The 24,446-nt window shown below is 70.1% G+C and carries 22 protein-coding genes and 1 tRNA gene; 12 read left to right on the top strand and 11 right to left on the bottom strand.

All coding sequences use genetic code 11. The features are described 5' to 3' along the window. The first annotated feature begins 14 nt into the window (after positions 1-14). Genes WC555_RS08500 through WC555_RS08490 form a run of 3 tightly spaced genes read left to right on the top strand, consistent with a single transcriptional unit; the run spans position 15 to position 3,863 of the window. Complete coding sequence (locus WC555_RS08500; RefSeq protein ID WP_373252858.1) at positions 15-1,604, top strand: TIR domain-containing protein; 1,590 nt, start codon at positions 15-17, stop codon at positions 1,602-1,604. Then, positions 1,601-2,248, top strand: a complete 648-nt coding sequence (locus WC555_RS08495) for a nucleotide synthetase (RefSeq protein ID WP_373252856.1) — start codon at positions 1,601-1,603, stop codon at positions 2,246-2,248. The genes WC555_RS08500 and WC555_RS08495 overlap by 4 nt, the downstream gene beginning before the upstream one ends. Before the next feature lie 10 nt (positions 2,249-2,258). Further along, positions 2,259-3,863 (top strand): tetratricopeptide repeat-containing protein, encoded by a 1,605-nt coding sequence (locus tag WC555_RS08490; RefSeq protein ID WP_373252854.1) that lies wholly within the window; start codon positions 2,259-2,261, stop codon positions 3,861-3,863. Here the strand turns inward: WC555_RS08490 and WC555_RS08485 are convergent. Then, entirely contained in the window at positions 3,860-4,531 is a 672-nt protein-coding gene (locus WC555_RS08485; RefSeq protein WP_373252852.1) for a Crp/Fnr family transcriptional regulator, read from the bottom strand. The two genes, WC555_RS08490 and WC555_RS08485, sit on opposite strands and share 4 nt — an antisense overlap. Positions 4,532-4,721: 190 nt before the next feature. On the opposite strand from WC555_RS08485, the gene WC555_RS08480 reads away from it, so the two are divergent. Beyond that, a tRNA-Thr gene (locus tag WC555_RS08480) sits at positions 4,722-4,797 on the top strand. A 9-nt stretch (positions 4,798-4,806) separates the two neighbouring features. On the opposite strand, the gene WC555_RS08475 is transcribed toward WC555_RS08480, so the two are convergent. Both WC555_RS08475 and WC555_RS08470 read right to left on the bottom strand, forming a co-directional pair. Beyond that, entirely contained in the window at positions 4,807-6,678 is a 1,872-nt protein-coding gene (locus WC555_RS08475; protein ID WP_373252851.1) for a ferrous iron transporter B, read from the bottom strand. Then, the gene (locus tag WC555_RS08470; RefSeq protein ID WP_373252849.1) at positions 6,678-6,989 is read right to left on the bottom strand and encodes a ferrous iron transport protein A; all 312 of its coding nucleotides are present in this window, start codon (positions 6,987-6,989) and stop codon (positions 6,678-6,680) included. The genes WC555_RS08475 and WC555_RS08470 overlap by 1 nt, the downstream gene beginning before the upstream one ends. A gap of 147 nt (positions 6,990-7,136) precedes the next feature. Here WC555_RS08470 and WC555_RS08465 point away from each other — a divergent pair, with 147 nt between their 5' ends. After that, complete coding sequence (locus WC555_RS08465) at positions 7,137-7,625, top strand: cytochrome c family protein (RefSeq protein ID WP_373252848.1); 489 nt, start codon at positions 7,137-7,139, stop codon at positions 7,623-7,625. A gap of 3 nt (positions 7,626-7,628) precedes the next feature. On the opposite strand, the gene WC555_RS08460 is transcribed toward WC555_RS08465, so the two are convergent. From WC555_RS08460 to WC555_RS08445, 4 genes are all read right to left on the bottom strand, one after another. Further along, positions 7,629-10,853: an efflux RND transporter permease subunit gene (locus tag WC555_RS08460; RefSeq protein ID WP_373252885.1), complete on the bottom strand. Its 3,225-nt coding sequence runs from the start codon at positions 10,851-10,853 to the stop codon at positions 7,629-7,631. Next, a complete protein-coding gene (locus WC555_RS08455; protein WP_373252847.1) occupies positions 10,853-11,989 on the bottom strand; it encodes an efflux RND transporter periplasmic adaptor subunit in 1,137 nt (378 codons plus the stop codon). Before WC555_RS08455 ends, WC555_RS08460 begins: the two co-directional genes overlap by 1 nt. A gap of 124 nt (positions 11,990-12,113) precedes the next feature. Continuing rightward, a complete protein-coding gene (locus WC555_RS08450) occupies positions 12,114-12,893 on the bottom strand; it encodes a hypothetical protein (RefSeq protein ID WP_373252846.1) in 780 nt (259 codons plus the stop codon). 10 nt (positions 12,894-12,903) lie between these two features. Next, positions 12,904-13,668 carry a class II aldolase/adducin family protein gene (locus WC555_RS08445; protein ID WP_373252845.1) on the bottom strand — a complete coding sequence of 255 codons (765 nt, stop codon included), beginning with the start codon at positions 13,666-13,668 and terminating at the stop codon, positions 12,904-12,906. Between the two features lie 135 nt (positions 13,669-13,803). Here WC555_RS08445 and WC555_RS08440 point away from each other — a divergent pair, with 135 nt between their 5' ends. From WC555_RS08440 to WC555_RS08430, 3 genes are all read left to right on the top strand, one after another. Next, a complete protein-coding gene (locus tag WC555_RS08440; RefSeq protein ID WP_373252844.1) occupies positions 13,804-14,946 on the top strand; it encodes a DUF2336 domain-containing protein in 1,143 nt (380 codons plus the stop codon). Positions 14,947-15,001: 55 nt separating this feature from the next. Beyond that, entirely contained in the window at positions 15,002-15,760 is a 759-nt protein-coding gene (locus tag WC555_RS08435; protein ID WP_373252883.1) for an NAD kinase, read from the top strand. 64 nt (positions 15,761-15,824) lie between these two features. Continuing rightward, positions 15,825-16,301 (top strand): Hpt domain-containing protein, encoded by a 477-nt coding sequence (locus WC555_RS08430; protein WP_373252843.1) that lies wholly within the window; start codon positions 15,825-15,827, stop codon positions 16,299-16,301. A 53-nt stretch (positions 16,302-16,354) separates the two neighbouring features. Here the strand turns inward: WC555_RS08430 and WC555_RS08425 are convergent, their stop codons facing one another. Both WC555_RS08425 and WC555_RS08420 read right to left on the bottom strand, forming a co-directional pair. Then, entirely contained in the window at positions 16,355-17,500 is a 1,146-nt protein-coding gene (locus WC555_RS08425; protein WP_373252842.1) for a DUF2336 domain-containing protein, read from the bottom strand. A 75-nt stretch (positions 17,501-17,575) separates the two neighbouring features. Then, positions 17,576-18,373, bottom strand: a complete 798-nt coding sequence (locus WC555_RS08420) for a transglycosylase SLT domain-containing protein (RefSeq protein ID WP_373252841.1) — start codon at positions 18,371-18,373, stop codon at positions 17,576-17,578. Positions 18,374-18,566: 193 nt separating this feature from the next. Here WC555_RS08420 and WC555_RS08415 point away from each other — a divergent pair, with 193 nt between their 5' ends. Then, positions 18,567-19,289, top strand: a complete 723-nt coding sequence (locus tag WC555_RS08415; protein WP_373252840.1) for a TonB family protein — start codon at positions 18,567-18,569, stop codon at positions 19,287-19,289. Here WC555_RS08415 and WC555_RS08410 read toward each other — a convergent pair whose 3' ends face one another. After that, positions 19,290-20,300, bottom strand: a complete 1,011-nt coding sequence (locus tag WC555_RS08410) for an NAD(P)/FAD-dependent oxidoreductase (protein ID WP_373252839.1) — start codon at positions 20,298-20,300, stop codon at positions 19,290-19,292. A gap of 67 nt (positions 20,301-20,367) precedes the next feature. After that, complete coding sequence (locus WC555_RS08405; protein ID WP_373252838.1) at positions 20,368-22,215, bottom strand: phosphoenolpyruvate carboxykinase (GTP); 1,848 nt, start codon at positions 22,213-22,215, stop codon at positions 20,368-20,370. Between the two features lie 203 nt (positions 22,216-22,418). On the opposite strand from WC555_RS08405, the gene WC555_RS08400 reads away from it, so the two are divergent. The 3 genes from WC555_RS08400 to WC555_RS08390 all read left to right on the top strand — a co-directional run bounded on the left by WC555_RS08400 (position 22,419) and on the right by WC555_RS08390 (position 24,433). Beyond that, positions 22,419-23,051, top strand: coding sequence for a DUF938 domain-containing protein (locus WC555_RS08400; RefSeq protein ID WP_373252837.1), 633 nt, complete (start codon positions 22,419-22,421; stop codon positions 23,049-23,051). 73 nt (positions 23,052-23,124) lie between these two features. Then, a complete protein-coding gene (locus tag WC555_RS08395; protein ID WP_373252836.1) occupies positions 23,125-23,634 on the top strand; it encodes a heme-binding protein in 510 nt (169 codons plus the stop codon). Positions 23,635-23,677: 43 nt separating this feature from the next. Continuing rightward, positions 23,678-24,433 (top strand): pseudouridine synthase, encoded by a 756-nt coding sequence (locus WC555_RS08390; protein WP_373252835.1) that lies wholly within the window; start codon positions 23,678-23,680, stop codon positions 24,431-24,433. Positions 24,434-24,446: the final 13 nt, after the last annotated feature.

The raw sequence follows: 24,446 nt of genomic DNA, 5'->3' as shown, positions 1-24,446 counted from the left end.
CCCGGGAGGGGACGATGGACGAGGGCGGCGGCGGTCCCGCGCGATATCGGGCCTTCATCAGCTACAGCCATCAGGACGCGGCCGCCGGCCGTCGTCTTCACCGACGGCTGGAGCGGTACGTCCTGCCGAAGCGGCTGGTCGGGCGACCGACGCCCCGGGGCTTCGTTCCACGCCGGCTCGGCCCGATCTTCCGGGATCGCGAGGACCTGCCCGCGGCGGACAGCCTCAGCGAGGAGGTGCGGACGGCGCTGGCCGACTCCGCCAGCCTGATCGTGGTCTGCTCGCCGGCCGCAAGGCAATCGCCCTGGGTGTCGCGCGAGGTCGGCCTGTTCCGTGCGCTGCACCCGAACCGGCCCGTGCTGGCGGCCCTGATCGCGGGCGCGCCGGCGGACTCCTTCCCTGACGCCCTCCTCGGGAACGCGGCCCGCGAACCCCTGGCCGCCGATCTTCAACCGGCCGGAGACGGACCCCGTCTCGGCTTTCTCAAACTGGTCGCGGGTCTCGTCGGCGTGGGCCTGGACGAACTGGTCCAGCGCGACGCCCAGCGCCGGTTGCGGGCCGTGACGGCCGTCACGGGCGTGGCCCTGGCGGGGATGCTAGCCATGACCTTGCTGACCGCCATGGCCATCGGGGCACGGCGGGAGGCGGATCGGCAGCGCGCCGAAGCCGAAGGAATGGTCGAGTTCATGCTCACCGATCTGCGAGACACCCTGGAAGGAGTCGGGCGGCTGGACGCGCTGGACGCCGTCAATGCCCGCGCGCTGAAATATTACGAAGGCCAGGACATCGGCCGGCTCCCGCCCGGTTCGCTCGAGCGACGCGCCCGCGTGCTGCTGGCCATCGGCGCCGATCTCCATACGCGCGGCGAACTGGATGCGGCGATGCGTCAGTTCGAGCAGGCCCGGCGCACGACCGCCGCCCTGCTGGCCGCCGACCCCGACAACCCGGATCGGATGTGGGCTCACGCCCAGAGTGAACAGGCGGTGGGCGTGATCGCGTTCGAGCGTCGGAACCAGGATCAGGCCCGGACCGCTTTCGAAGCCTATCGCGATCTGTCCGAGCGATTGGTGGAGCGGGAGCCGGCGAACGCCGTCTATCTGCGGGAGGCCGGTTTTGCCCGCGGCAACCTGTGCAGTCTGGCCCTCGCGGAGCCGTCTCGCCCGGAAGACGCCCTGGCCGACTGCCGGATCGCCCTCGCACGGATGGAGGAGGCCGTCGCGGCGACGGCGCGACCCGACGCCTGGGCCCTCGATCTCGCCAACCGGCATGCGTGGCTGGCCGACGCCTGGCGCGCCAACGGCGACAACGGCAAGGCGCGCCAGCATCGACTCGCCGAGGAGGCGATCGTACGCCGCCAGACCGCGCGCGACCCAGCCAATATGGAAGTCCGCCAGAGGCGGGTCGCCGGCCAACGCGCCTTGGCGGCGCTGGAGCTGGGCGACGGACGCCCGGACCTGGCGCGCAAGCGCCTGGAGTCCGCGCTGGAGGCGGTCGACGTGATGGTCGCCCATGAACCCGCCAATGAACGGTGGGCCGCGCTGCGCCGGAAGATCGCCGACAACCTTGTCGTGCTGGAACAGATACAGAGGGAGAAACTGCAATGACCGATACTGTAGAGCCTCGCGCATCGTCCGGGGACGTGAGGCTGACCGCGGGAATGCGGCCAGGCTGGACGCCGAAGGAGATTGTCTACACCCGCTTGACGCTCGACCCGACGGATCGAACGGTGGTGGCGTCGCCCCGAAGCTATGTCGTGCGCCAGACGGACGTTGAGAGCTTTGTTCGAGCCCGGCTTGCGGGCCTTCCGCTTCCCGGCCACGTCCGGACGCGCCACTGGAACGCCACCAGTTCACGACCTGACCGGCCGATCAACACCTATGTCGGCGCGCCCTGCTGGGTCGTCATGGAACTCGACGGCTTGTTCGACTGGCAATTCGAGCCCAAGCAGCCCGGAATCACGGCCAAGCACGCGTATGGCGATGACAACGGCGGTCTTGTGCACGTCATGCCGGACGGCAAGCTTGAGGGGCACCTCGGCCCGACCGGCGAGGGGTGCAGGATCCTCTACTTCGGCGTGAACGCCCGCGACACCGCCGAACACCAGGAATTCCGGTTCCATGTCGTTTCCGGAAAGCATGGGCTCCAGGATCCCGATCAGATCGACCCGGACATCCCGAACGACGGCGGCAAATTTCCCCTGGTGTCGGAGTGGGACGCCCCAGGTCAGATCGATGAGGCCGACGTATGAGACGAGCGCGTTGACGACCTCCCCTCCCGCCTCACTCCTTACCATCATCGCTCTCGCCCGGTCCGGAGCCCTGGACCGGGCGAGGCGGCTGTTCGAGGAAGCGGGCCTCGCGGCCGTGACCGACGACCCGGCCACGCTCGGCGTGCTGGGCCGGCTCCTCAAGGACGAGGCGCGGCGGGCGGCCGCGGATGATCGCGGCCGCCTGTGGCGCCAGGCGGGCGACGCCTACGCCCGGGCGGCCGAATTGAGCGGCGCGTCGTATCATCTGATCAACGCCGCCACCCTGGCCCTGCTGGCCGGCGACCGGACCACGGCCGAAGAGCGGGCGAACCTCGTGCTGGCCAGGCTGGACGTCGGCGACACCGGCCCCGAGACGCCCTATTATCTGGGGGCCACACGCGCGGAAGCGTTGCTGCTGCTGGGCCGGACCGGCGAGGCGAAGGTCGCGCTCCGCGAGGCTTTCCAACAGGCTCCCGAAGCATGGGAAGATCACGCCTCCACGCTTCGTCAGTTCACCCTGATCCTCGAAGCCTTCGGCGAGGACGCCGCCTGGCTGGGCCCGATGCAGCCGCCGCGCAGCCTGCATTTTGCGGGTCATCTCGCCATCGCCGACGACGCGGGCCTTCGCGGGCGCATCGAGGCGACTCTGGCGGAAGAGCGCATCGGCTTCGCCTACGGCGCCCTCGCCGGAGGGGCCGACCTGATCATTTCGGAGGCGGTCCTGGCGCGGGGGGCCGAGCTGCACCTGGTGCTGCCCGCGCCGCCGGAGGTCTTCCGGGCCGACTCCGCCGTGCCTTTGGGCGGCGACTGGCCGGCGCGTTACGATGCGGTTCTCGCCGAGGCCGCCACCCTGTCGGTGGTTGAGGCGCGGCTCGCCACGACCACCATGCTCCACATCCGTCTGGCGGCGGAGGTGGCGATGGGCAAGGCCGTGATGAAGGCGGCCTCGCTGGCCAGCGAGGCGGTCCAGCTCCTGCTCATCGATCCGGGCGCGGCGACGGGCGCGACGGCGGCGATTGGCCAGCACTGGCGGCGAAGCGGCCGCCGCCAGTTACAGCTGGAGGTCCCCCGGCCAGAGGCCCCCGCGGCACGGATAAGGCCCCTGCGGGAAGCCCCCGAGGAAGGCGTGATGGCCGCCATGCTGGCGGTCGCCCTCGATTGCGAGGACGGAAGCGGCGCGGACGCGCCGGACCCCGGCGTTCTCGACCGTATCGGCCAGGCTCTGGCCGCCTGCGCCCGCCCGCTGGCGACTCCGGTATTGGCGGGGCAGACACTCAATCTGGCCTTCGCCGACCCGGCGGAAGCGGCCGCGGCGGCCGCTCTAGTTGTCCGCGCCTTCGGCTCAACCCCGGCCCGGGTGGCGGCCCACTACGGCGTCGCGCGACTGGCCGACAACCCCTTTGGCGGCCCGCCGGCGCTGGTCGGCGCCGCCACCGCCGTCGCTCCCGACATGCTGGCGTCGACGCCCCCCGGCGCGATCCACCTGAGCGAGTCCTTCACCGCCGCCTTGCACAGCTGGACGCGCGTCATGATCGGCGAGACTCCGTACGTCGGCGAACTGTCCAGGTCCGGCGAGGTGATCCCGCTGTACGCGCTCACGCGGGCCGGGCCCTAGACCACCATCTCTTCGAGACGCTGGGTCGCGACGATGACGAGGGCGTCGTTCTCCCGGCGTACGATCCCGCGCCGTTCAAGAGCGCTGACCGCGCGCGAGACGGTTTCCCGCGTGCTCTGGACCCGGACCGCGAGGGCGGCGTGCACGGGAGCGGGCCGGATCGTGCTTCCGTCGCCGCGACGCGCGAGGCGAAGAAGCTCGGCGTAAACCCGCCCGGGAGCCGACAGCGTCGTGCGATCCACCATCCTCGCGCTCGTCGCGCGCAACTGCCCGAGCAGCGAACGGACCAACAGCAGTCCGAGCGACCCATGGCGATCGACCAGCACCACGAAATCAGCGGCGGGCACGCAGGCGGCGCGTGTCGGGTCGGCGGCGACGACATCGGCCTCGACCGGCCAGGCGTCGGGCGCCCCGACAGCGCCGAACAGGTCACCGGTGCGGTACTCATGAACCAGCACCATCTGGCCATCCAGCCCGTAGACCAGCGCCTGGGCTCGTCCCGCCATGACCAGCCAGACCTGGCTCCACCGGTCGCCGCAGCGCAGGATCACCGCGCGCGCCGGGTAGTCCCGCGCCGTCGCATGCGCCGCTACGGCCCCCGCCACATCCGGCGAGCACCCCAGGACGGCGCGAATGGCCTCCTGCAGGTCGTTCGTTTCATCGGCCATCGGCGCTCCATCCGGATGGTCAGCCCGGCAGCATCTCGAAAAACCTCGGTCGGCGCAATGGGTTCGGGGCCAGCCGTCGATCCGCCCGCCGTTCGACCCTGTCGGGCGGTCCGGCGCCCATTTCAGTCGGGCCCGCTGTCTTGACGTCCTTCATGCCGCGCCAGCATAAGGGCGACCCGTCGCCACGGCGGCCGGCTTAGCTCAGTTGGTAGAGCGCCAGTTTTGTAAACTGGATGTCGCGGGTTCGATTCCTGCAGCCGGCACCAGCGCCCCCGTCAGCCGCCGCCCAGCGCGACCGCGATCCGGTAGACGACGAAGGCCGCCAGCCAGGCCAGGCCGAACATGTAGACGACCATCACCCACATCCATTTCCATGAGTTCAGCTCGCGCTTGACCACGCCCAGGGTCGCCACGCACTGGGGCGCGAAGACGTACCAGGCGAGGAAGGCCAGGCCGGTCGCCAGCGACCATTGGGCCGCCAGGGTCGCGCCCAGCAGACTGGTCGCGCTTTCGGCGTCGGCCACGGCGTAGACGGTGCCCAGCGCCGCCACGGCCACCTCCCGCGCGGCCATGCCGGGCACCAGGGCGATGACCATCTGCCAGTTGAAGCCGATGGGGGCGAAGATCGGCTCGAGCGCGTGGCCGAGCATGCCGGCGAAGCTGTAGTCGATGGCCGGCCCGGTCGCGCCTTCCGGCGGATAGGGGAAGGTGGCCATGGCCCAGACGACGATCATCAGCGGCAGGATGATCCGCCCCGCCCGCTCCAGGAAGATGCGCGCCCGGACCCACAGATTGAACAGGACGCTCTTCATGTCCGGGGCCTTGTAAGCCGGAAGTTCCATCATGAAGGGCTCGACCGCCCCTCTCCAGAACACCTTGCGGATCACGAACGAGACCGCCAGCGCGCTGAGGATGCCCGCCGCGTAGAGGCCGAACATCACCAGCCCCTGCAGGCTGGCGAAGCCCCAGACCTGCTGGTTGGGGATGAAGGCGGCGATGATCAGGGTGTAGACCGGAATGCGCGCTGAACAGGTCATCAGCGGCGCGACCATGATCGTCGTCAGGCGGTCGCGCTTCGAATCGATCACCCGCGCCGCCATGATACCCGGGATGGCGCAGGCGAAACTGGACAGCAGGGGAATGAAGGCGCGGCCGTGCAGCCCCGCCCCGCCCATGATCCGGTCCATCAGGAAGGCCGCGCGGGCCATGTAGCCGAAGTCTTCCAGCAGGATGATGAACAGGAACAGGATCAGGATCTGCGGCAGGAAGACCAGCACGCTCCCGACACCCGAGATCAGGCCGTCGACGATCAGGCTTTCCCAGATGCCGTCCGGCATGATCGCGGCGACCGCGACGCCCAGCGCGCCCAGAACGCCCTCGATCCCGTCCATCAGCGGCGTGGCCCAGGCGAATACGGCCTGGAACATGACGAACAGCAGGGCCAACAGAATGACCAGGCCGCCGACCGGGTGAAGCAGGACCGAATCGATCCTGCCCGTGAGGGTGTCGGGCCGCTCGGGCGGGCGGACGCAGGCCTTCATGATCCGCTCGGCCTCGCGGGCCGCGGTGCGAAGGGCGTCGGCGTCCGGCGCTGCCCAGGCGTTGGCCGCGGTCTGCGGCGCGGCGTCGATGACGCCCGCGACGGTCGCGATCAGGTCTTCGATGCCGCGCTTGCGCGTCGCCACCGTGGTGACGATCGGCACGGCCAGCTCGGCCGACAGCCGGTCCAGATCGATGCGCAGGCCCTGACGCTGGGCGATGTCGTACATGTTCAGCGCCAGCACCATCGGCCGGCCGACGGCCTTCAGCTCGAGGACAAGCCGCAGGACCAGACGCAGGTTGGTCGCGTCGGCGACGCAGATGATCACGTCGGGCGGCGTCTCTCCCGCCAGCTTGCCCAGAACGGCGTCGCGCGTGACTTCCTCGTCGGGGCTGCGGGCGCGAAGGGAATAGGTGCCGGGCAGGTCGAGCACCGACAGGGTGCGGCCGTCCGCCGAGCGGATCAGACCCTCCTTACGCTCGACGGTGACTCCGGCGTAGTTGGCGACCTTCTGGTGAGCGCCGGTCAGGGCGTTGAACAGGGCGGTCTTGCCGCTGTTCGGATTGCCGACGAGCGCGACCCGCGCGCTCCGTACCGCCATGTCCATCAGGCGGCGGCCTGTTCCGGAAACAAGGCGGCGGCCTCAACCGCGACCGCCGTCTCGAAGCGCACCGTGAGGCGGGCCGCCTCGTGGCGGCGCAGGGCCACCCGCATATCGTCGACCTTCATCGCCATCGGGTCGCGGCCGAACAGGCCTTCGTGCAGCACCTCGATCCGGGCGCCCTCGACGAATCCAAGCTCCAGCAAGCGCCGCTCCAGCTCCATCGCGTGCTCATCGGCATGCATGGCGTCGCCCACTTGGACGATCACGCCCTGGTCTCCGGATCTCGCCTGGCTCAGTTTCTGAATCTCGGTCATTGCGCTCGTAACCATCAAGGCGGCTAGCCGCGCCTGTTGACACTGATTATCAGGTGCGAACAGCCGCCGTCCAGTCCGGCGTGACGTCGCACCGGTTGCCGGGCGTCGCGGTTCGGCTATCAAGGGCGGATAGCGCCGGAGCCGCCCATGACCCGCCTCATCCTGACCGCCCTCACCGCCCTGACCCTGGTCGGCTGTGGTCAAGCCGATGCCGGAGGAGGCAGCGAATCGCCCCCCGCCAGACCCGCCCCGATGGCGGCGGAAAAGGCAGCTCTGCTGGCCGCCCTTCCCTCTCCCTACAATGAGGCCGATCTGGAGAACGGTCGCCGGGTCTTCGCTCGCTGCCGCTCGTGCCACACCGTCACCGAGGGTGGACCGAACATGACCGGGCCGAATCTGTACGGCGTCTTCGGTCGACCCGCGGGGAGTCAGCCGAAATACGACTACTCCGCCGCCGTAAGGGACGCGGGCTTTGTCTGGGACGCCGACCACCTGGATCACTGGCTGGAGAATCCGCGCACCTTCCTGCGCGGCACGAAGATGAGCTTCCCCGGCATTCCCGACGCCACCGACCGCCGCGACGTCATCGCCTGGCTGAAGGTCGAGACGGGCTATGCGCCGCCGGCCGCCAGCTGACGCCTATTCCGCCGCCGCCGGCAGGGCGTCATTGGCCGTCGCCTCGGTGGCTTCCCACTCCTCGATCTTGCGGGCGGTATATTCGGGCGACCGGGTGAATCGCGCCAGCACGCCATAGATCACGGGCACCACGAACAGGGTCAGCAGGGTCGCGAACATGGCTCCGGCGAAGATGACCACGCCGATCGTCTGGCGGCTGCCCGCCCCCGCTCCCTGCCACAGCACCAGCGGGAGGGCCCCGAAGGCGGTGGCGATCGAGGTCATGATGATCGGGCGCAGGCGCAGGGTCGACGATTCGATGATCGCCTCGTGGATCGACCGGCCCTGGTCGCGCAGCTGGTTGGCGAATTCCACGATCAGGATGCCGTTCTTGGCCGCCACTCCGATCAGGATGATCAGACCGATCTGCGAATAGATGTTCAGGCTCGAGCCGGCCATCATCAGGCCGAACAGGCCCCCCGCCGCCGCCAGGGGCACGGTCAGCATGATCACCGCCGGGGTGATCCAGCTTTCGAACTGTGCGGCCAGCACCAGGAAGACCAGCAGCAGGGCCAGTCCGAAGGCCGCGGCCACGGCGCCGCCCGCCTCCTGCTGGTCTCGCGCCGCCCCGCCCCATTGGGTGGTGACGACGCCCTGCGGCTGATCGCGGGACACCCGGGTCATGAACTCGGTGGCGTCGGCCAGGGTCGTGCCCGGATTGAGGTCGGCCGAGATGGAGATGGCGCGCTGGCGGTCCAGCCGGCGGCGGTCCGGGGTGTCGCCCGACGTCTGGGTCGTGACCACGGCCGACAGCGGCACCAGCTGGCCCGAGCCGGTGGCGACATACAGGGCCTCGAGGTCGCCGACGCTGCGGCGGTCGTCGCGCCGGGTCTGCAGGATGACGTCATATTCCTGGCCGCCGCGCAGATAGGTCGTGGCCCGCCGGGAGCCGAACATGGTCTCCAGCGTCCGGCCGATGGCCTGGGACGACACGCCCAGCGCGGCGGCCTTCTCCGGATCGACATCGACCAGCAGGCGCGGCGCGTTGGGCTCGTAATTCAGGCGCGGCCGCGAGAAGCCGGGGTTCTCGAGCGAGGCGGCCAGCACCGGCTGCAGCCAGTTGTAGATGTCTTCGTATTCGGCGCCCGTGACGACCATTTCGATGGAGTTGGAGTTGCCGCCGCCGCGCTGGAAGGCGCCGGGGACCGAGGCGTTGACCTGGGCGTCGGTCTGGCCGCGCAGCTTGCCGTTCAGTTCCTGGGCGATCTCGTCGGCGGCCCGGTCGCGTTCCGACCAGTCGGCCAGGATCAGGCTGCCGTTGCCGGAGTTGAAGCTGCCGCCGCCGAAGCCGGGCGCGGAGATCAGATAGCTGTCCGCCTCGCCACTGGCCTTGTACTCGGCAAGGATGGGTTCGATCCCCATCATGATGTTGCGGGTGTAGTCGAAGCCGGCCCCTTCGGGCCCCTGGACCCGGATCTGCACCCGGCCGCGATCTTCCGCCGGCACCAGCTCGTTGGGCAGGGCGAAGAACATGGCGGCCGCGCCGCCGGCGACCCCCAGGACCAGGACGGAAACGCCGACGACGGCGATCCGCTTGCCCAGCAGGGCCTGAAGCGAATTGCCATATGAGTTGCGCAGGGCGTCCATGCCCCGATCGACCCGGCGCGCCACCCAGCCGCCGCCCGAGGCCGGCTTCAGGATGCGCGAGGCCAGCATCGGCGACAGGGTCAGGGCGAGGAAGGCCGAGAAGGCCACGGCCGCCGCGATCGCCGCCGCCAGTTCGACGAACAGCCGACCGACATAGCCCGGGAGGAACAGCAGGGGCGCGAACACGGCCAGCAGCACGATGGTCGTGGCGACCACCGCGAAGAACACCTGTCGGGTGCCGCGCTCGGCGGCCACCAGCGGCGGCTCGCCGTGGTCAAGGCGACGCTGGATGTTCTCGGTCACCACGATGGCGTCGTCGACCACCAGGCCGATGGCCAGGACCAGCGCCAGCAAGGTCAGCAGATTCAGCGAGAAACCCAGGGGCGCCAGGACGATGAAGGTCGACAGCAGGCAGATCGGCGCGACGATCGACGGGATGAAGGCTGCCCGCATGCTGCCAAGGAAGATGAAGTTCACCAGCGCGACGAGCGCCAGCGAGATGCCGATGGTGATCCAGACTTCCTCGATGGCGTGCGAGGTGAAGACGGAGTTGTCCGAGCCGACGACCAGTTCGGTGCCCTGCGGCAGACTGGGCCGCACCTCCTCCAGCATCGCCTCGACGCCCTTGGAGATGGCGAGGTCGTTGGACTGGGCCTGACGGGTGACCGCCAGTCCGATCTGGTCCTGTCCATTGCCGCGGAACAGGCGGCGGTCCTCGGCCGGAGCTTCCTCGATGCGGGCGATGTCGCCGAGACGGGTGACATAGGCGGACTGGCCCTGGATCGCGCCCGAAGCGCCGCTGGGAAGGGCCGTGGCGCTGGACGCCGTTCCCGTCTGGGCCGTCGTGGCCGTACCCGAGCCGCGCGTGCCGATGGGCAACTGGCGGAAGTCCTCGGCCCGGGCGTAGGTGCGGGCGACGCGGACCGTGTAGTCCTTCTGGCCCGACTCCAGCTGGCCGGCGGGCAGTTCGACGTTCTGGGCCGTCAGGGCTGTCTCGACGTCGGTGACGGTCAGGCCGCGCGCCGCCAGCGCCGAGGCGTCCAGCCAGATCCGCATGGCGTAGCGCTGCTCGCCATAAATCTGCACCTGGGCGACGCCGGGCACCGTGGCCAGACGATCGATCAGATAGCGGTCGGCGTAATCCGTCAGCTCCAGCCGGTTCATGGCCGTGGAGCGCAGGAACAGGATCATGATCGGCTGGCTGTCAGTGTCGGCCTTGGACACCTCCGGCGGCTGCGCCTGATCGGGCAGGCGGCCGACGACGCGGGATACGCGGTCCCGCACGTCGTTGGCGGCGTCGTCGATGTTGCGGTCCAGGGAGAATTCGATCGAGACGTTGGAACGGCCGTCACGGCTGGAGGAGTTGATCCGCTCCACGCCCTGGATGCCGGCGATCTGCTGCTCGATCGGCTCGGTGATCCGGCTTTCGATGACCTCGGCCGAGGCGCCGGCGTAGCTGGTGCTGACCGAGACGATCGGCGGATCGACGTCGGGCAGCTCGCGCACCGGCAGGAAGAAGAAGGCCGCAGCCCCGATCACGCACAGCACGATGGCGGCCACCGCCGCGAACACCGGGCGGCGGACAGCGAGATCGGACAGCATCATTGGCCGGCGCCCCGTGCAGGAGCCGCGGCGCCGGCCGGACGACGCGCGCCCGCGACGCTGACCGGCGCGCCCGGCTGGATGCGGTTCAGGCCCGAACCGACGATGCGGTCGCCGACGTTCAGTCCGGAGACGATTTCGACGAAGCCGCCCTCGACCGAACCGGTCTCGACCTCGACGCGCTGGGCCGTCGAGCCCTTGTCGCCCCGGGCGATGCGATAGACGAAGGCGCCGTCGCCCTCATACTGGACCGCCGCCTCTGGAGCCGCCGGCGCGGTGCGCTGGCCCTGCTGGACGGCGACGCGCACGGCCATGCCGGGACGAATGCGGGCGCCCGGGTTGGGGATCTCGGCGCGGGCGGTGACGGCGCGGGTCTGTTCGTTGACGCGGGTGTCGATGAGGGCGATCCGTCCGCCGAACGCCTCGTCGCCATAGGCGTCGATGGTGGCCGTGATCGGCGTTCCGGTTCTGAGCACGCCCAGATACCGTTCGGGGACCGGGAAATCGACACGAACGACGTCGATGTCGTCCAGGGTGGTGATGATCCCGCCCGGATTGACCAGCGTCCCGGCCGTGACGGAGCTGAGACCCAGCACGCCCGCGAACGGAGCCCGGATCAGCCGGTCGCCGCGGCGCGCCTGGGCCGCCGTCAGCGAGGCGCGGGCCGTGGCGAGCACAGTCTCCGCATCCTCGGCGGTGACGCGCGGAGCGATGCCGCGATCCGCCAGACCCTTGAAGCGGTCGTACTGACGCTGGGCCTGGGCGACCTGGGCGCGGGCCTCGATGATGCCGGCGTCTTCCTCGCGCGCCTGCAGTTCGACCAGGGGCGCGCCGGCCGCAACCCGCTGGCCGTCGGTGAACAGGACGCGGGTGATCAGTTCGCTGGTGGACGAGGTGATATTGACCGACCGGCGGCCGCGCGCCACGCCCAGCACACGGATCTCGTCAGTGAAGGACCGGGCGCCGACCACAGCCTCGGAGACTGCCTGCCCGCGACCGCCCCCGGGTCCGCCACGACCGCCCGGGCCGCCGCCTGCCTTCTCGTCGCCGGCGAAGGCCATCTTCAGAACGACGGCCAGCACCATCAGGCCCAGCAGGACCGCGGCGGCGACGAGGAAGAAGTGGCGTTTGATCACGCGGGACGCTCTCTGGCAGGGGGAACGAGCCGACTTAGCGGCTGACGCCGTCGACGCAACTAAAGTCCTTGTAACGGATGCTGTTCCGGTTTCCGTCGCCGGAAGGCGCGCCTCAATGTCGCGCTCAGAACCGCCGCCACAGGGCGATGACGGGTCCGCCGCTTTCCGGCGTCTCGCGTCCCGCGATCGCCTGACGCCACCCGGCCTGCAGACTCCAGTCGCCCATGTCGCGAACCACCGAGGCCTCGACCGACAGCCAGCGGGGCCCGCCCTCGTCGGCCTGTCCGCCGTAGGCCTGGGCCAGAACCATCCAGTCGTCGCCAAAATGGGCGCCGGCGGTCGCATCGATGCGGGTTTCGTCGGGCAGTCCCTGTCGCATACGGCGAGCCGCCTGCAGTTCGACGAAGCCGCCGCCTGGAGCCCATGTCCCGCTCCAGCCGCCGAACGACCGTCCGACCGAGGCGCGCGCCTCCCAGTCCCTGTCGCCTTGCCCCGGCGAAGCATAGCCGGCATTCCGGCCTTCGCCCCCATCGGCATAGCCGCCGTACAGGCTGACGGCGGCGCGGTCGTCGCGCCAGGCCTGCCAGGTGACGCCGATCTCAAGCGGGCCTCGCCCCTCATAGTCCACAAACGCGTCCTCGCCCGACTGCCAGTCGCCCTTGAACTGCACCGTAAACCGGTCGGTGAGGCCATATTCGGCGAAGAGGCTGACGGCCGAGTCCCGGCGATCCCCCGGGAGATCGGCCAAGGCCCCGTCCATGTCGAAGCCGCGTTCGGCCCGCATGTCCTCGTATTTGAGAATCACCTGCCCATGCCCCCGGGGCTGGGCCCAGGGTCCCGCCGCGGCGGAGCCGGCCGCCGCGAGGGCCGCCAGTCCGATCAGCAGCCCCCCGGCCGGTTTCACAGGACCGGACTCAACTGTCGTAGCCCGGAGACTTCCGATCCAGCATCCGCAGCGCGCCCGGCCACGCCAGGGCCGAGATGAAGCCGATGCCCTTGCCCTGTTCCTTCGTTTCGGCCTGGGCGGCGTCGGGCGCGAAGAGCACATGCTCGCGCCCGCCGGACAGCGCCGCGACCTGCTGGGCGCAGGCGCGCTCGAGGAAGAACATTCCGATCCAGGCCTGCGCCGCCGTCTGACCGACCGCCAGGGTGCCGTGATTGCGCAACAGCATCAGCGGCTTGTCGCCGAGGTCCGCGACCAGCCGCGCGCGCTCGTCATGGTTCAGGGCCAGCCCCTCGTAGCCATGATAGGCGACCTGATGCTGCAGCAGGCAGGCGTTCTGGCCGATCGGCAGGAGCCCCTCCTGCTGCGCGGCCACCCCGACGCCGGCCACCGTATGCAGATGGATGACGAAGCGCGCATCCTCCCGCGCGCCGTGGATGGCGGAGTGGATCGTGAAGCCGGCCGGATTGATGAAGCTGGTCGTCTCCTGGACGATGTTCCCCTCCAGATCGACCTTCACCAGCGACGAGGCGGTGATCTCCTCGAAATAGTAGCCGTAGGGATTGATCAGAAAATGATGCTCGGCCCCCGGCACGCGGGCCGAGATATGAGTGAAGATCATGTCGTCCCAGCCGTGCAGGGCCACCAGACGGTACAGGGCGGCCAGTTCGACGCGGGTGGTCCATTCCGCCTCAGACACCCTCGACTTCAATGATGTAATCGCGCCGTCGGCCATGATCGTCTTCCTTGTGGTGGCGCACGCTCGCGCCAGACCGGGTCAACGTCAAGATTCAGCTTCCATTAACCGCGTCTTAGCGTCCCGCTTGTTAGCTCGTTCACGTCGAACCCCATTGGCTCGCCGGAGACGTCCGTGGTCCTCGTTCAACTGGTCCCTACCGCCCGGCCAGAGGCCGGGTCTCCCAGCGCCGGGGACCTGCTGGCCCTTGCCCGGGACGCCAGTCCGGACGCGCGGCAGCGGCTGCTGCTGGGTGTTGCGGCTCTCTGCGACGCCAGCCCGCCCTCGGGCGAGCTCTCGCCGGTGCTGGGTGAAATCTTTCTGACGCTGGCGCGCCAGGCCGAGCGCGAGGTCCGCAAGGCGCTGTCCGAGAAGCTGGCCCATGCCGACTGGGCCCCGGTCGCCCTGGTCAACGTGCTGGCGCTGGACGAGATCGAGATCGCCCGCCCCGTTTTGACCTCAAGCCCCATCCTGCAGGACGACGACCTGCTGCGCATCATGATCGAGGCCTCGATCGAGCACCAGATCGCCATCGCCCGCCGACCGCAGATCAGCGGTCGGGTCGCCGACGCCGTGATTGAACGGGGTGAACCGGCGGTGCTGACTGCTCTCGCCACAAACAGGACCGCCGACCTGAGCGTCGACAGCGTCCGCAGACTGGTCGAACATTCGCGCCGCATCGCCGCCCTGCGCGCGCCCTTGACCCGGCATCCGCGCCTGACTGAAGCCTTGGCCGAGCAGATGTATCACTGGGTCGGAACCGCCCTGCGCCAGTCCATCACCGCCCGCTTCAATGTGGATGACCGGGTGTTGGGCGACGCGGTCTATGACGCCGTCGAGGGCGTCCTCCGCCAGGCCCGCCCGGACGAGAATGCGCAGGACGATCCTGACCGCGACGAGATGGAACGGCGGCTGATCGACAAACTGCAATCCGCCGGACAGTTGCGGGCGGGCTTCCTGATCCGGGCCATCCGCGAGAAGCGTCTGAGCCTTTTCGTGCACGGACTGGCCGCCCTGGGCGGCTTCGCGGCCGACGACGTCCGCGAGGCCCTGGCGGCCCCCACGCCCGAGGCGCTCTATTACGCCTGCGCGGCGGTCAACATCGACCGCGCGGTCTTCCCGACCTTGCTGGCCGAACTGCGCAAGCTGAACCAGTCGCTCCCCGGCGAAGGGGGTGAACCGATCTGGCTTCGCGGCGCATTGTCGTCAAACTCGGCGGCCCGCGCCTTCCGGGTGCTGATCGCCGACAACCACCGCGAATTCAAAGCCGCCGTTTGACTTCGCGGGCCGGCTCGGCTTGCGTGAGCGGGTGAGCGACCTTTCCATTACAGATATGCGCCTGGCCTTCGTGGCCTCGGACCGGCCGGAAGCCCAATCCGCCCGAAAGCGGCTGATGTCGCTCTATGGTTCGGTGGAGCCGGAGCAGGCCAATGTCATCGTCGCGCTGGGCGGCGACGGCTTCATGCTGGAGACCCTGCACACGGTCATGGACCGGCGCGTCCCGGTATTCGGCATGAACCGCGGTTCGGTCGGCTTCCTGATGAACGACTACGGCGAAGAGGGGCTGCTGGAGCGGCTGGCCGGGGCCGGACGGGCGGTGATCCATCCCCTGCAGATGGACGCCTGGACCGAGGCCGGTCAGGTCCACAGCGGACTGGCCATCAACGAGGTCTCCCTTCTGCGCCAGACCCGTCAGAGCGCCAAGCTGCGCATCAGCGTCGATGGTCGGGTGCGGCTGGAGGAGCTGTCCTGCGACGGTTGCCTGCTGTCCACGGCGGCGGGGTCGACGGCCTATAACCTGTCGGCGCACGGGCCGATCATTCCCCTGGACTCCCGGGTGCTGGCCCTGACCCCGATCAGCGCCTTCCGCCCGCGCCGGTGGCGGGGCGCGCTGCTGCCGCATCAGGCCAGGGTCTGTTTCGAGGTCCTCGAGGCGGACAAACGGCCCGTCAGCGCCACAGCCGACAGTTTCGAGGTCCGCCGCGTCGCGCGCGTCGAGGTCCGGGAACGCCGCGACATCGCCCTGACCATGCTGTTCGACGCCGGCCGGTCTTTCGAAGAGCGGGTCCTGGCTGAACAATTCGCCTCCTGAGATGTGCACGGTTTTTTAGGGACGTCGGCCCAGACTGGCGTCCATCCGCATTCAGGAGCCCGTCGTGAGCAACCCGGCCCAGGTCATTCGTCCGCCCAACACCCTTCGCATGAAGGTCGGCGGAGCCTTCGGCGGGATCGACGCCGGCGCCATCGCCAAGGCGGAAGCCGCGCTCAAGGCCATGTCGTCCCAGTTCGGACAGTGGCTGCAGGATGAGATCGTCAAGCTGGACAAGGCCCAGGCCGACATCCGCAACGAGGGCTACAACCCACAGACCGCCGAGGCGCTGTATTTCCGCGCCCATGATCTGAAGGGCCTGGGCACGACCTATCAGTATCCGCTGGTGACCCGGCTGGCGGGTTCGCTGTGCAAGATGATGGACGACCCGGCCAAACGCATGGCCGCCCCGGTCGTGCTGCTGGATGCCCACATAGACGCCATCAAGGCCGTGGTCCGCGACGAAATCCAGACTGACGATCATCCGGTCGGCAAGATTCTGGCCGAAACCCTGGAAGCCAAGGTCGCCCAACATCTGGGCTGAACGGCTCGGCCCGGCCAAAGCCAGCGCCCGCCTGACCGGCGGGCGTTTTGCCGTCAGGCGGCGGCGGCCTTGAGCGTGGCTCGGGCCGGCAGCGGGTCCTGGTCCAGCCGCTCCATCAGATAGGCCAGATCCTCGCGCGGCGCGTTCGGCCGCTGGGTCAGGAAGCGTTCCAGCATCCGGTGACGGAATTCGTCGCCCGACGTATCCACGCCCTCGGCCTGAAGCTGGCGCCAGGTGTCGACCCCGGCCCGATAGGCCAGGAACAGGCGCGGCGGCAGACCCGCACGGTCATAGACAGCCTTGAGGCCCAGCGGGCCGGCGTCGTGGATCATCAGCGAGGCGCGGGCCAGCGGCGTGCCGGCCAGTTCGGCCATGCCGTGCTCGAACAGCGCCATCTGACCCCGGGCCAGAGCCCGCAGCAGCAGGGACGGCGTGAGGGCGCGACGGGCGTTCAGCCCGGCCACGAACTGCGGCAGGTCGGCCTGGCTGGCGGCCTGGTCGACCAGGTCGACGGTCGCCCGTTCGCGCGCGAAGGCGGCCAGACGGATCGCCGTCTCGGGCGCGACAGCGTGGCGGGTGACCAGGTGTTCGCGGACGGCGTCCGACGCCAGCTCCACAAGCCGCTCGGTCACAGTCAGGGGAAGGACCTGGCGATAGGCGATGGCCGCAACAATCTCGGGCGAGGCGCCAAAACGGTCGACACAGCGCCCAAGGGCGGTCTCGGCGACATCGGCGTTGTCGTTCGCCGCCAGGGCGCGCACGGCCTGCTCGCAGCCCACCTCGGCCACGACCTCGGCGACGTCGCGGCCCACCCTGGGCCGACTCGCCACGGCGACCTGACGCACAGCCGATCCGGCGCGCACGATCTCGATCAGGTCCTCGTCGGTGAAGACCGGCGAGAAATTGATCATCGGCAGGGCCACGCTGTCCACGTCCGCCGCCATGCGCCGCGCCACATCCCGGGGAATCAGGTCCGAGGCTTTCAACGTGACCGCCATGGCCCGGCGCACCAGCTCGGCTGCATCCTGCGACAGCATGCGCAGGATCTTCTGCGCCGCAGCACGATCGTCCTCGCCCAACCGGGCCTTGTCCATGCTGCGGCACAGCTTGTGGGCGGCGGCCGCGCGCTCGTCCTCATCGGTCGCCTTGATCAGGCGATGGATGTCGGTCTCGGTCAGGCGGGCGCGATAGGCGGTCATGGGCGGATCCAGAGCATTGCCGGCAACATCGACCCGTCATCCCTAACGGGCGGTTTACCATCGCCGGATTCGCGATCAGATGCGCGTCTCCGAGTCCGGCCCGAAGGCGCCGCCGAAGCCGCCGTTCTTGCCGTCCCCATCCTGGCCCAGAAGCAAGGCCAGCAGGCTCTGATCCTGCTTGAGACGATCCAGGCGGGCGGCGAGCATCTGGTCGCGTTCGGTCAGGTCGGGCGCCGACTGACCGGATCCGGACGCCGCCGCCGGCGCCCCGTCTCCGGCGCTGCGCTGCAGATTGGCGTGAACCTCGGCCACGGTGGCCGGCCGGCCGTCACGGTAGAAGATCGAACGGTTGGCGGAGGCCGCCTCGGGGAAGATCGCCGCGGCGGGGCTGCCCGGTCGGCGATCCATGGCGTCCATCAGCTGGGCCGCGCCCGCCGGGCCGAGGAAGTGCGCCGCGTACAGGTCTCCGGCGCCCGGCTCACGTCCGGACCGGCCGCGCAGATAGGCGGCGTTGGAGGCGGTCAGCTCGGCCGCCATGGTGGAAGCGGCCTGGGGGTCGAAACGCAGATCCAGCACCACATTGCGGGCCGAACCCTCGACCCGCCAGCGACCGTCTCCCCCACGGTAGATCAGATCGGCGTACTGGCCGTAGCCATGCTTGGCCCCGTGCGCCTTCACCGTCCCCAGCCAGGTCTGTTCGATGAACTGGAACAGGCCCGCGGCCGACGACGTCCGGGCCTTGGCTGACGGGTTCATCGCGCTTTCGCGGCGCGCCGTGCGGACCAGGAAGTCGGCGTCCACGCCAGTGGCGTTCGAGGCGCGCCGGATGGCCGCCTCGACTCCGCCAGAGGATGGAATCACTCCGATGTTCATGAGTCACGAGGCTGGGCGACCGTGGTTAATCAAATCCTAACGCCGGGATTAACGTCCACAGTCCCTTAACCTTCGCCGCCGGTGCGGTCCGTGTCGTTTCCATGGCCACGCTCGTCCCAAACTTGCCGCAAGCGCGGCGCTCAACTTGTCCGTGGGACGCTGTGGGGACGGCGAGAGACAGGGAGTGACGGCCATGATGATGACTGCTGGCGGACCCGGACTGGTGCACCCGCTCGACTTCAATGAACGCAAACGGCCCCGGTTTTCCCGCGCGACCTGGATTGCGACGGGGATCGTGGTGGCGGCCCACGCCGGGCTGGGCGTCGCTCTCTACTATCAGCGGTTTGAAATGCCGCCGACGGTCGCGCCGCCGGAGGGACCGATCATCAACGTCCTGACCTACCGCCCCCCGCCTCCGGAGCCGGTCGAGGCGAAGGTCCCGCCGGCGCCGAACCTGCCCCTCAATGATACGCCGGCTCCGCGGACGCCCGTCGAGACCCTGCCGGCCGAGTCGGCCGACAAGCCCACCCAGTCGACGACGGTTACGTTCGAGCCTGTCGAGACTCCCGCAGACAACAGCCCGGTCAAGGAAGCGGTGGCGACGCCGCCCGCCGCACCGGTGATCCGGAACCCCAGCTGGTCACGCCAGCCCTCGGCCGACCAGATGATGGGCGCCTATCCCAAGCGGGCGCTTCAGGCCGAGGTCGAAGGGTCGGCGTCGCTGAACTGCCTGGTCCTGCCGACCGGAGCCGTGACGGACTGCAACGTCACGCGCGAGACGCCCGGCGGCTATGGCTTCGGCCGGGCCGCCCAGAGCCTGTCGCGCCATTTCCGGGTCAATCCGCGCACCGTCGACGGCGCGGCGGAGGGCTCGCGGGTCAGCATCAACCTGCGCTTCACCGTGCCGGAAGACTGATCAGGCGACCCTGAGCGGATCGAGGGCGGCGGCGTCCGCCACGGGCGCCCTGCCCTCGATCCCGTCGGCTACGACCTGCCCGACCAGGGGCCCCATCAGCCAGCCGTTGCGCCGCGGCGCCAGCGCAAGGTGCAGGCCCGGCGCGCCGGCCGGCCCCGCCAGAGGCAGGCCGTCGGCCGTGGCTCCGCGGATCCCGACCCGCACGGCCCCCGACTCGCCCGTTCCGCCCAGCAAGGCCAGCCCGGCCTCGACCTGATGCGCGGACTCCGCCGCGTCGGGTTCAAGATCGCGACGGCCCGGCTCCATGGTGGCTCCGATGACGACACCGCCCTCGCCCGGGGCGACATAGACGCCGGCCGCCCGGATCACGCGGGGCGGGACCGCCGTAGCGACGGCCGTCAGCTGACCGCGGATCGGCTGGACGCCCGACACGATCGCCGCGACCGGATCGGGAAGACCGGGGATCGCGGGCTCCGCGCCGGTGGCCAGGACCACCGTCGGACTGAACCAGACACGACCGTCGCCGGCCTCGACCCGCCAGCGCCTCCCCTCGTCCGCCAGACGGGCGACCCGTCCGCGCACCGTCGTGACGCCGGACGCCCGGGCCAAAGCCGTCAGGGCCGGTCCGACGTCGATCCGCCAGTCGTCAGGCGTGGTCAGGCCGCCGTCGACCGACCGGCCCCCGAAGCCGAGGGCGTGCAGCCGGGCCAGGGCGGAGTCCGGATCGGGACCGCGCCAGTCGGCGCCGTCGCGGTGAAGCTTCAGGTCATGCGCCCCGGCGACAGCGGGCCACAGGTCGCGCGCCCGCTTCAGCAGGGCGGCGCGTTCCGGCGACAGGTTGTCGAGCAGGGATTCCAGGGCCGGGGCGATCATCCCGGCGGCCACCGAGCTGGCGTTCGCTCCGCCGGGATCGATGACGGTCACGGCATGGCCCCGCGCGCCAAGCTCCGCTGCGGTGCAGAGACCGAGCACGCCGGCGCCGATGACGATCACGTCTGGAGAGGAAGCCACGGGCGATCTGATCGACCGCCCGCGACCGCTTTGCAAGGGGCTCTGTCGCGAGCGGCGTTTCGCCGGCCTATTCGGCGGCGATGGCGGCCGCGCGATCAGCCTCGATGCGGGCGGTCAGGGCCTTGTGCTGGGTCCACAGGGTCTGCGGCAGGCGGTCGCCGAACCGGGCGTAGAAGTCCGGGATCAGCGAGGCCTCCTCGGCCCACACCTCGGCCTCGACGTCCAGCAGGATGGACAGATCGGCGTCCGACAGGCTCAGCCCCGACAGGTCCAGGGACTCGCGGGTCGGAACGCGGCCGACCGGCGTGTCGACGGCCTCGGCCTCCCCGTCCAGACGTTCGGCGATCCACTTGAGGACCCGGGCGTTGTCGCCGAAGCCCGGCCAGACGAATTTGCCGTCCTCGTTCTTGCGGAACCAGTTGACGAAGTAGAGGCGAGGCAGTTTCGCGGCCTCGGTCTTGCCGGCCATCGACAGCCAGTGGGCGAAATAGTCGCCCATGTTGTAGCCGCAGAAGGGCAGCATGGCGAAGGGATCGCGGCGCAGGGCGCCGATGGCGTTCTCGGCGGCGGCGGTGCCCTCCGAGGCGACCGTCGAGCCCATGAAGACGCCGTGCTCCCAGTCGAAGGCCTCGGTCACCAGCGGCACGGCCGAGGCGCGGCGGCCGCCGAACAGGATGGCGTCGATCGGCACGCCCCTGGGGTCTTCCCATTCCGGCGCAATGGTCGGGCACTGCGACGCCGGGGAGGCGAAACGGGCGTTGGGGTGGGCGGCAGGCTCGCCCGAGGCGGGATCGTGGGCCGCGCCCTTCCAGTTGGTCAGACCCTCGGGCGCTTCCTTCGTCAGGCCTTCCCACCAGACGTCATTGTCAGCGGTCAGGGCCGTGTTGGTGAAGACGGTGTTGGTCGCCATCGTCGCCAGGGCGTTGCCGTTGGTGTTGCGGCTGGTGCCCGGGGCGACGCCGAAGAAGCCGGCTTCGGGGTTCACGGCGTAAAGGCGGCCGTCGTCGCCGAAGCGCATCCAGGCGATGTCGTCGCCGATGGTCTCGGCCTTCCAGCCCGGAATGGTCGGCTGCAGCATGGCGAGGTTGGTCTTGCCGCAGGCCGAGGGGAAGGCGGCGGCGACGTATTTGGCGCGGCCCTTCGGATCCGTCAGCTTGAGGATCAGCATGTGCTCGGCCAGCCAGCCCTCGTCGCGGGCCATGACCGAGGCGATGCGCAGGGCGTAGCATTTCTTGCCCAGCAGGGCGTTGCCGCCATAGCCCGAGCCGTAGGACCAGATCTCGCGGGTCTCGGGATAGTGGACGATCCATTTGTCGTCATTGCAGGGCCAGGGCGCATCGGCCTGACCCTCGGCCAGCGGGGCCCCGAGGGTGTGGACGGCGGGCACGAAGACGCCGTCCTCGCCCATCAGGTCCAGCACGGACTGGCCCATGCGGGTCATGATCCCCATCGAGACGGCGACATAGCCGCTGTCGGTGATCTCGACGCCGAGGGCGCTGAGCTCCGAGCCCAGCGGGCCCATCGAGAAGGGCACGACATACATCGTCCGGCCGGCCATGCAGCCGTCGAACAGGCCGTTCAGCCGGGCGCGCATCTCCACCGGATCCGCCCAGTTGTTGGTCGGGCCGGCGTCGATTTCATTGGCCGGGCAGATGAAGGTGCGGCTCTCGACCCGGGCCACGTCCTTCGGGTCCGAGGCGGCGTAGTAGCAGCCGGGGCGCCGGGTCTGGTCCAGTTCACGCAGCGTGCCCTTGCCGATCAGGTCGGCGACGAGGGCGGCCTTTTCGGCCTCCGAGCCGTCGCACCAGTGGACGCGGGCGGGTTTGGTCAGGGCGGCGATCTGCTCGACCCAGGCGATCAGGCCGGCGTGGCGGGTGGGGGCCGGATGCAGACCCGGAACAGCGGATGCAGACACGATCACTCTCCTGAACGTCGCCCGGCGATCTGACGCCGCCGTGGCTTTCCCTTGCGTGAGATCACGCAGTGTTTCAGCCGGAATGGCGCCGGGCGGGGGCGGCGTCAACCAATGCACGTTTCAACCTCCCGCGAGCGGGACGCCCGGCCCGGCCTGCATAATTCCGGTCGCGGCGGAGCGCGGCGCGGGGTATCGAGGCGGGCATGCAGACCATGGACCCGATCGCCGCGACCTCCCGGGGGGGCCTCGCCTCGCCCGCCGTGGCGCGGAACACGGGGCCGATCCTGGAGGTGCTGAAGGCGCATATGCCGGGGCGCGGACGGGTGCTGGAGATCGCCGCGGGATCGGGCGAGCACGCCGTGGCCTTCGCCGGCGCCCTGCCCGGCCTCGACTGGACGCCGAGCGACCCGAGCGCCGGGGCGCGGGACAGCATCGCGGCCTGGGCGGCGGCGGCGAACCTGCCCAACCTGCGCCCGCCGCTGGCGCTGGACGTGCTGGACCCGGCGACCTGGCCCGACGGGCCGCTGCAGGCCGTGGTCTGCATCAACATGATCCACATCAGCCCCTGGGCGGCGACCGAAGGGCTGATGGCCCTGGCGGGGAGCCGGCTGGCGGCGGGCGGCCTGCTGGTCCTGTACGGGCCGTACCGCGAGGCGGACGCGCCGCTGGCCCCGTCGAACGCGGCCTTTGACGAGAGCCTGAAGGCCCGCGATCCGGCCTGGGGGCTGCGCGACCGCGACGCGGTGACGGCGGCGGCCGAAGCCGGGGGGCTGGCGCTGACCCGGCGGGTGGAGATGCCGGCGAACAATCTGATGCTTCTGTTCCGGCGGGTCTGAGCGCCCTTGTGCTTCCGGCGGGGATGTGGCGGCATCCCGGCGAAGCTGGCAGAGCCTGATGGAAAGCGCCGACATGAAACGTCTCCTCCTTCTACTGGCCGTTCTGGCCACCGCGGCCCCGGCCTGGGGGCAGACGCCGCCGACGGCCGCGCCGACCGCCGCCCCGGCTCCGCCCCTGTCCTATGGCCCGCCGATCGGGCTGGAGACGGCGCAGGCGCTGGTCGATCGGGCCGTCGAGGCGGCGCGCGCCCGCGGCTTCCGTCTGGCCATCGCCGTGGTCGAGCCGTCGGGGGAGCTGGTGGCCTTCGGACGGATGGACGATGTCCAGTACGGCTCGATCAACGTCGCCCAGGCCAAGGCCCGGTCCGCGGCCCGGTTCCGCGCTTCCTCCGCCTCCGCGGAAGAGCGGTTGGCCGCCGGGCGCATCGCCCTGCTGGCCATCGACGGGATCGTGCCCGTCGCCGGCGGCGTGCCCATTGTGGTCGATAGCCGGGTGGTCGGGGCCATCGGCGTGTCGGGCGCGTCCTCGGCGCAGGACGACGAGGTCGCGCGGGCGGCCATTGCCGCCGTGATCGGCGGCTAGCCGGGCGGCTGGACCCGGCTGCGCCCGACCGCTACGGACCGGCATGGCGTTTTCCCGAACCTATGACGGCGACGAGCCGGTCCGGATCAACAAATGGCTGGGCCAGACCGGGGTCTGTTCGCGGCGCGAGGCGGACGCCCTGATCGCCGACGGCCTGGTCTCGGTCGACGGCGAGGTGGTCGCGGACGCGGGCCGCAAGCTGGAGCCCGGGCAGACCCTGACCCTGAACGACCGGGCCACGGCGACCCTGGCCGAGGGCGTGACCATCGTCATGCACAAGCCGCTGGGCTTCGTCTCGGGCCAGCCCGAGCCGGACAAGATCCCGGCGGTGCGGCTGATCACCGAGGCCAACCGCGTCGGTCCGGGCGCGGTCCCGGCCGAGGACGCCTCCCTGCCTCCGATCGGGCGGCTGGACGAGGATTCGCGCGGCCTGCTGCTGCTGTCGTCCGACGGCGTGGTGGCCAAGGCGGTGATCGGGCCCCAGTCCGATCTGGACAAGGAATATCTGGTCCGCGTCGCCGGCGACGTGACCGAGAACAAGCTGAAATTGCTGCGCTTCGGCCTGATGCTGGACGGCCGGCAACTGAAGGCCGCCCGGGTCAGCCGGATGGAATCCTTCCGGCTGAAATTCATCCTGCGCGAGGGACGCAACCGCCAGATCCGGCGGATGTGCGAGATGGTCGACCTCGAGGTGGTTGATTTGATCCGTGTACGGATCGGACCGCTGAAGCTGGACAATCTGCCGGAGGGCAAGTGGCGGATGCTGACGGCCGAGGAGCGGGCGGCGCTGGTCGGCTGAAGGGTCGAAAGGG

The organism is Brevundimonas sp., from assembly GCF_041648615.1.
Classification (GTDB): Bacteria; Pseudomonadota; Alphaproteobacteria; order Caulobacterales; family Caulobacteraceae; genus Brevundimonas.
This window is presented reverse-complemented; position numbering and strand designations above follow the sequence as displayed.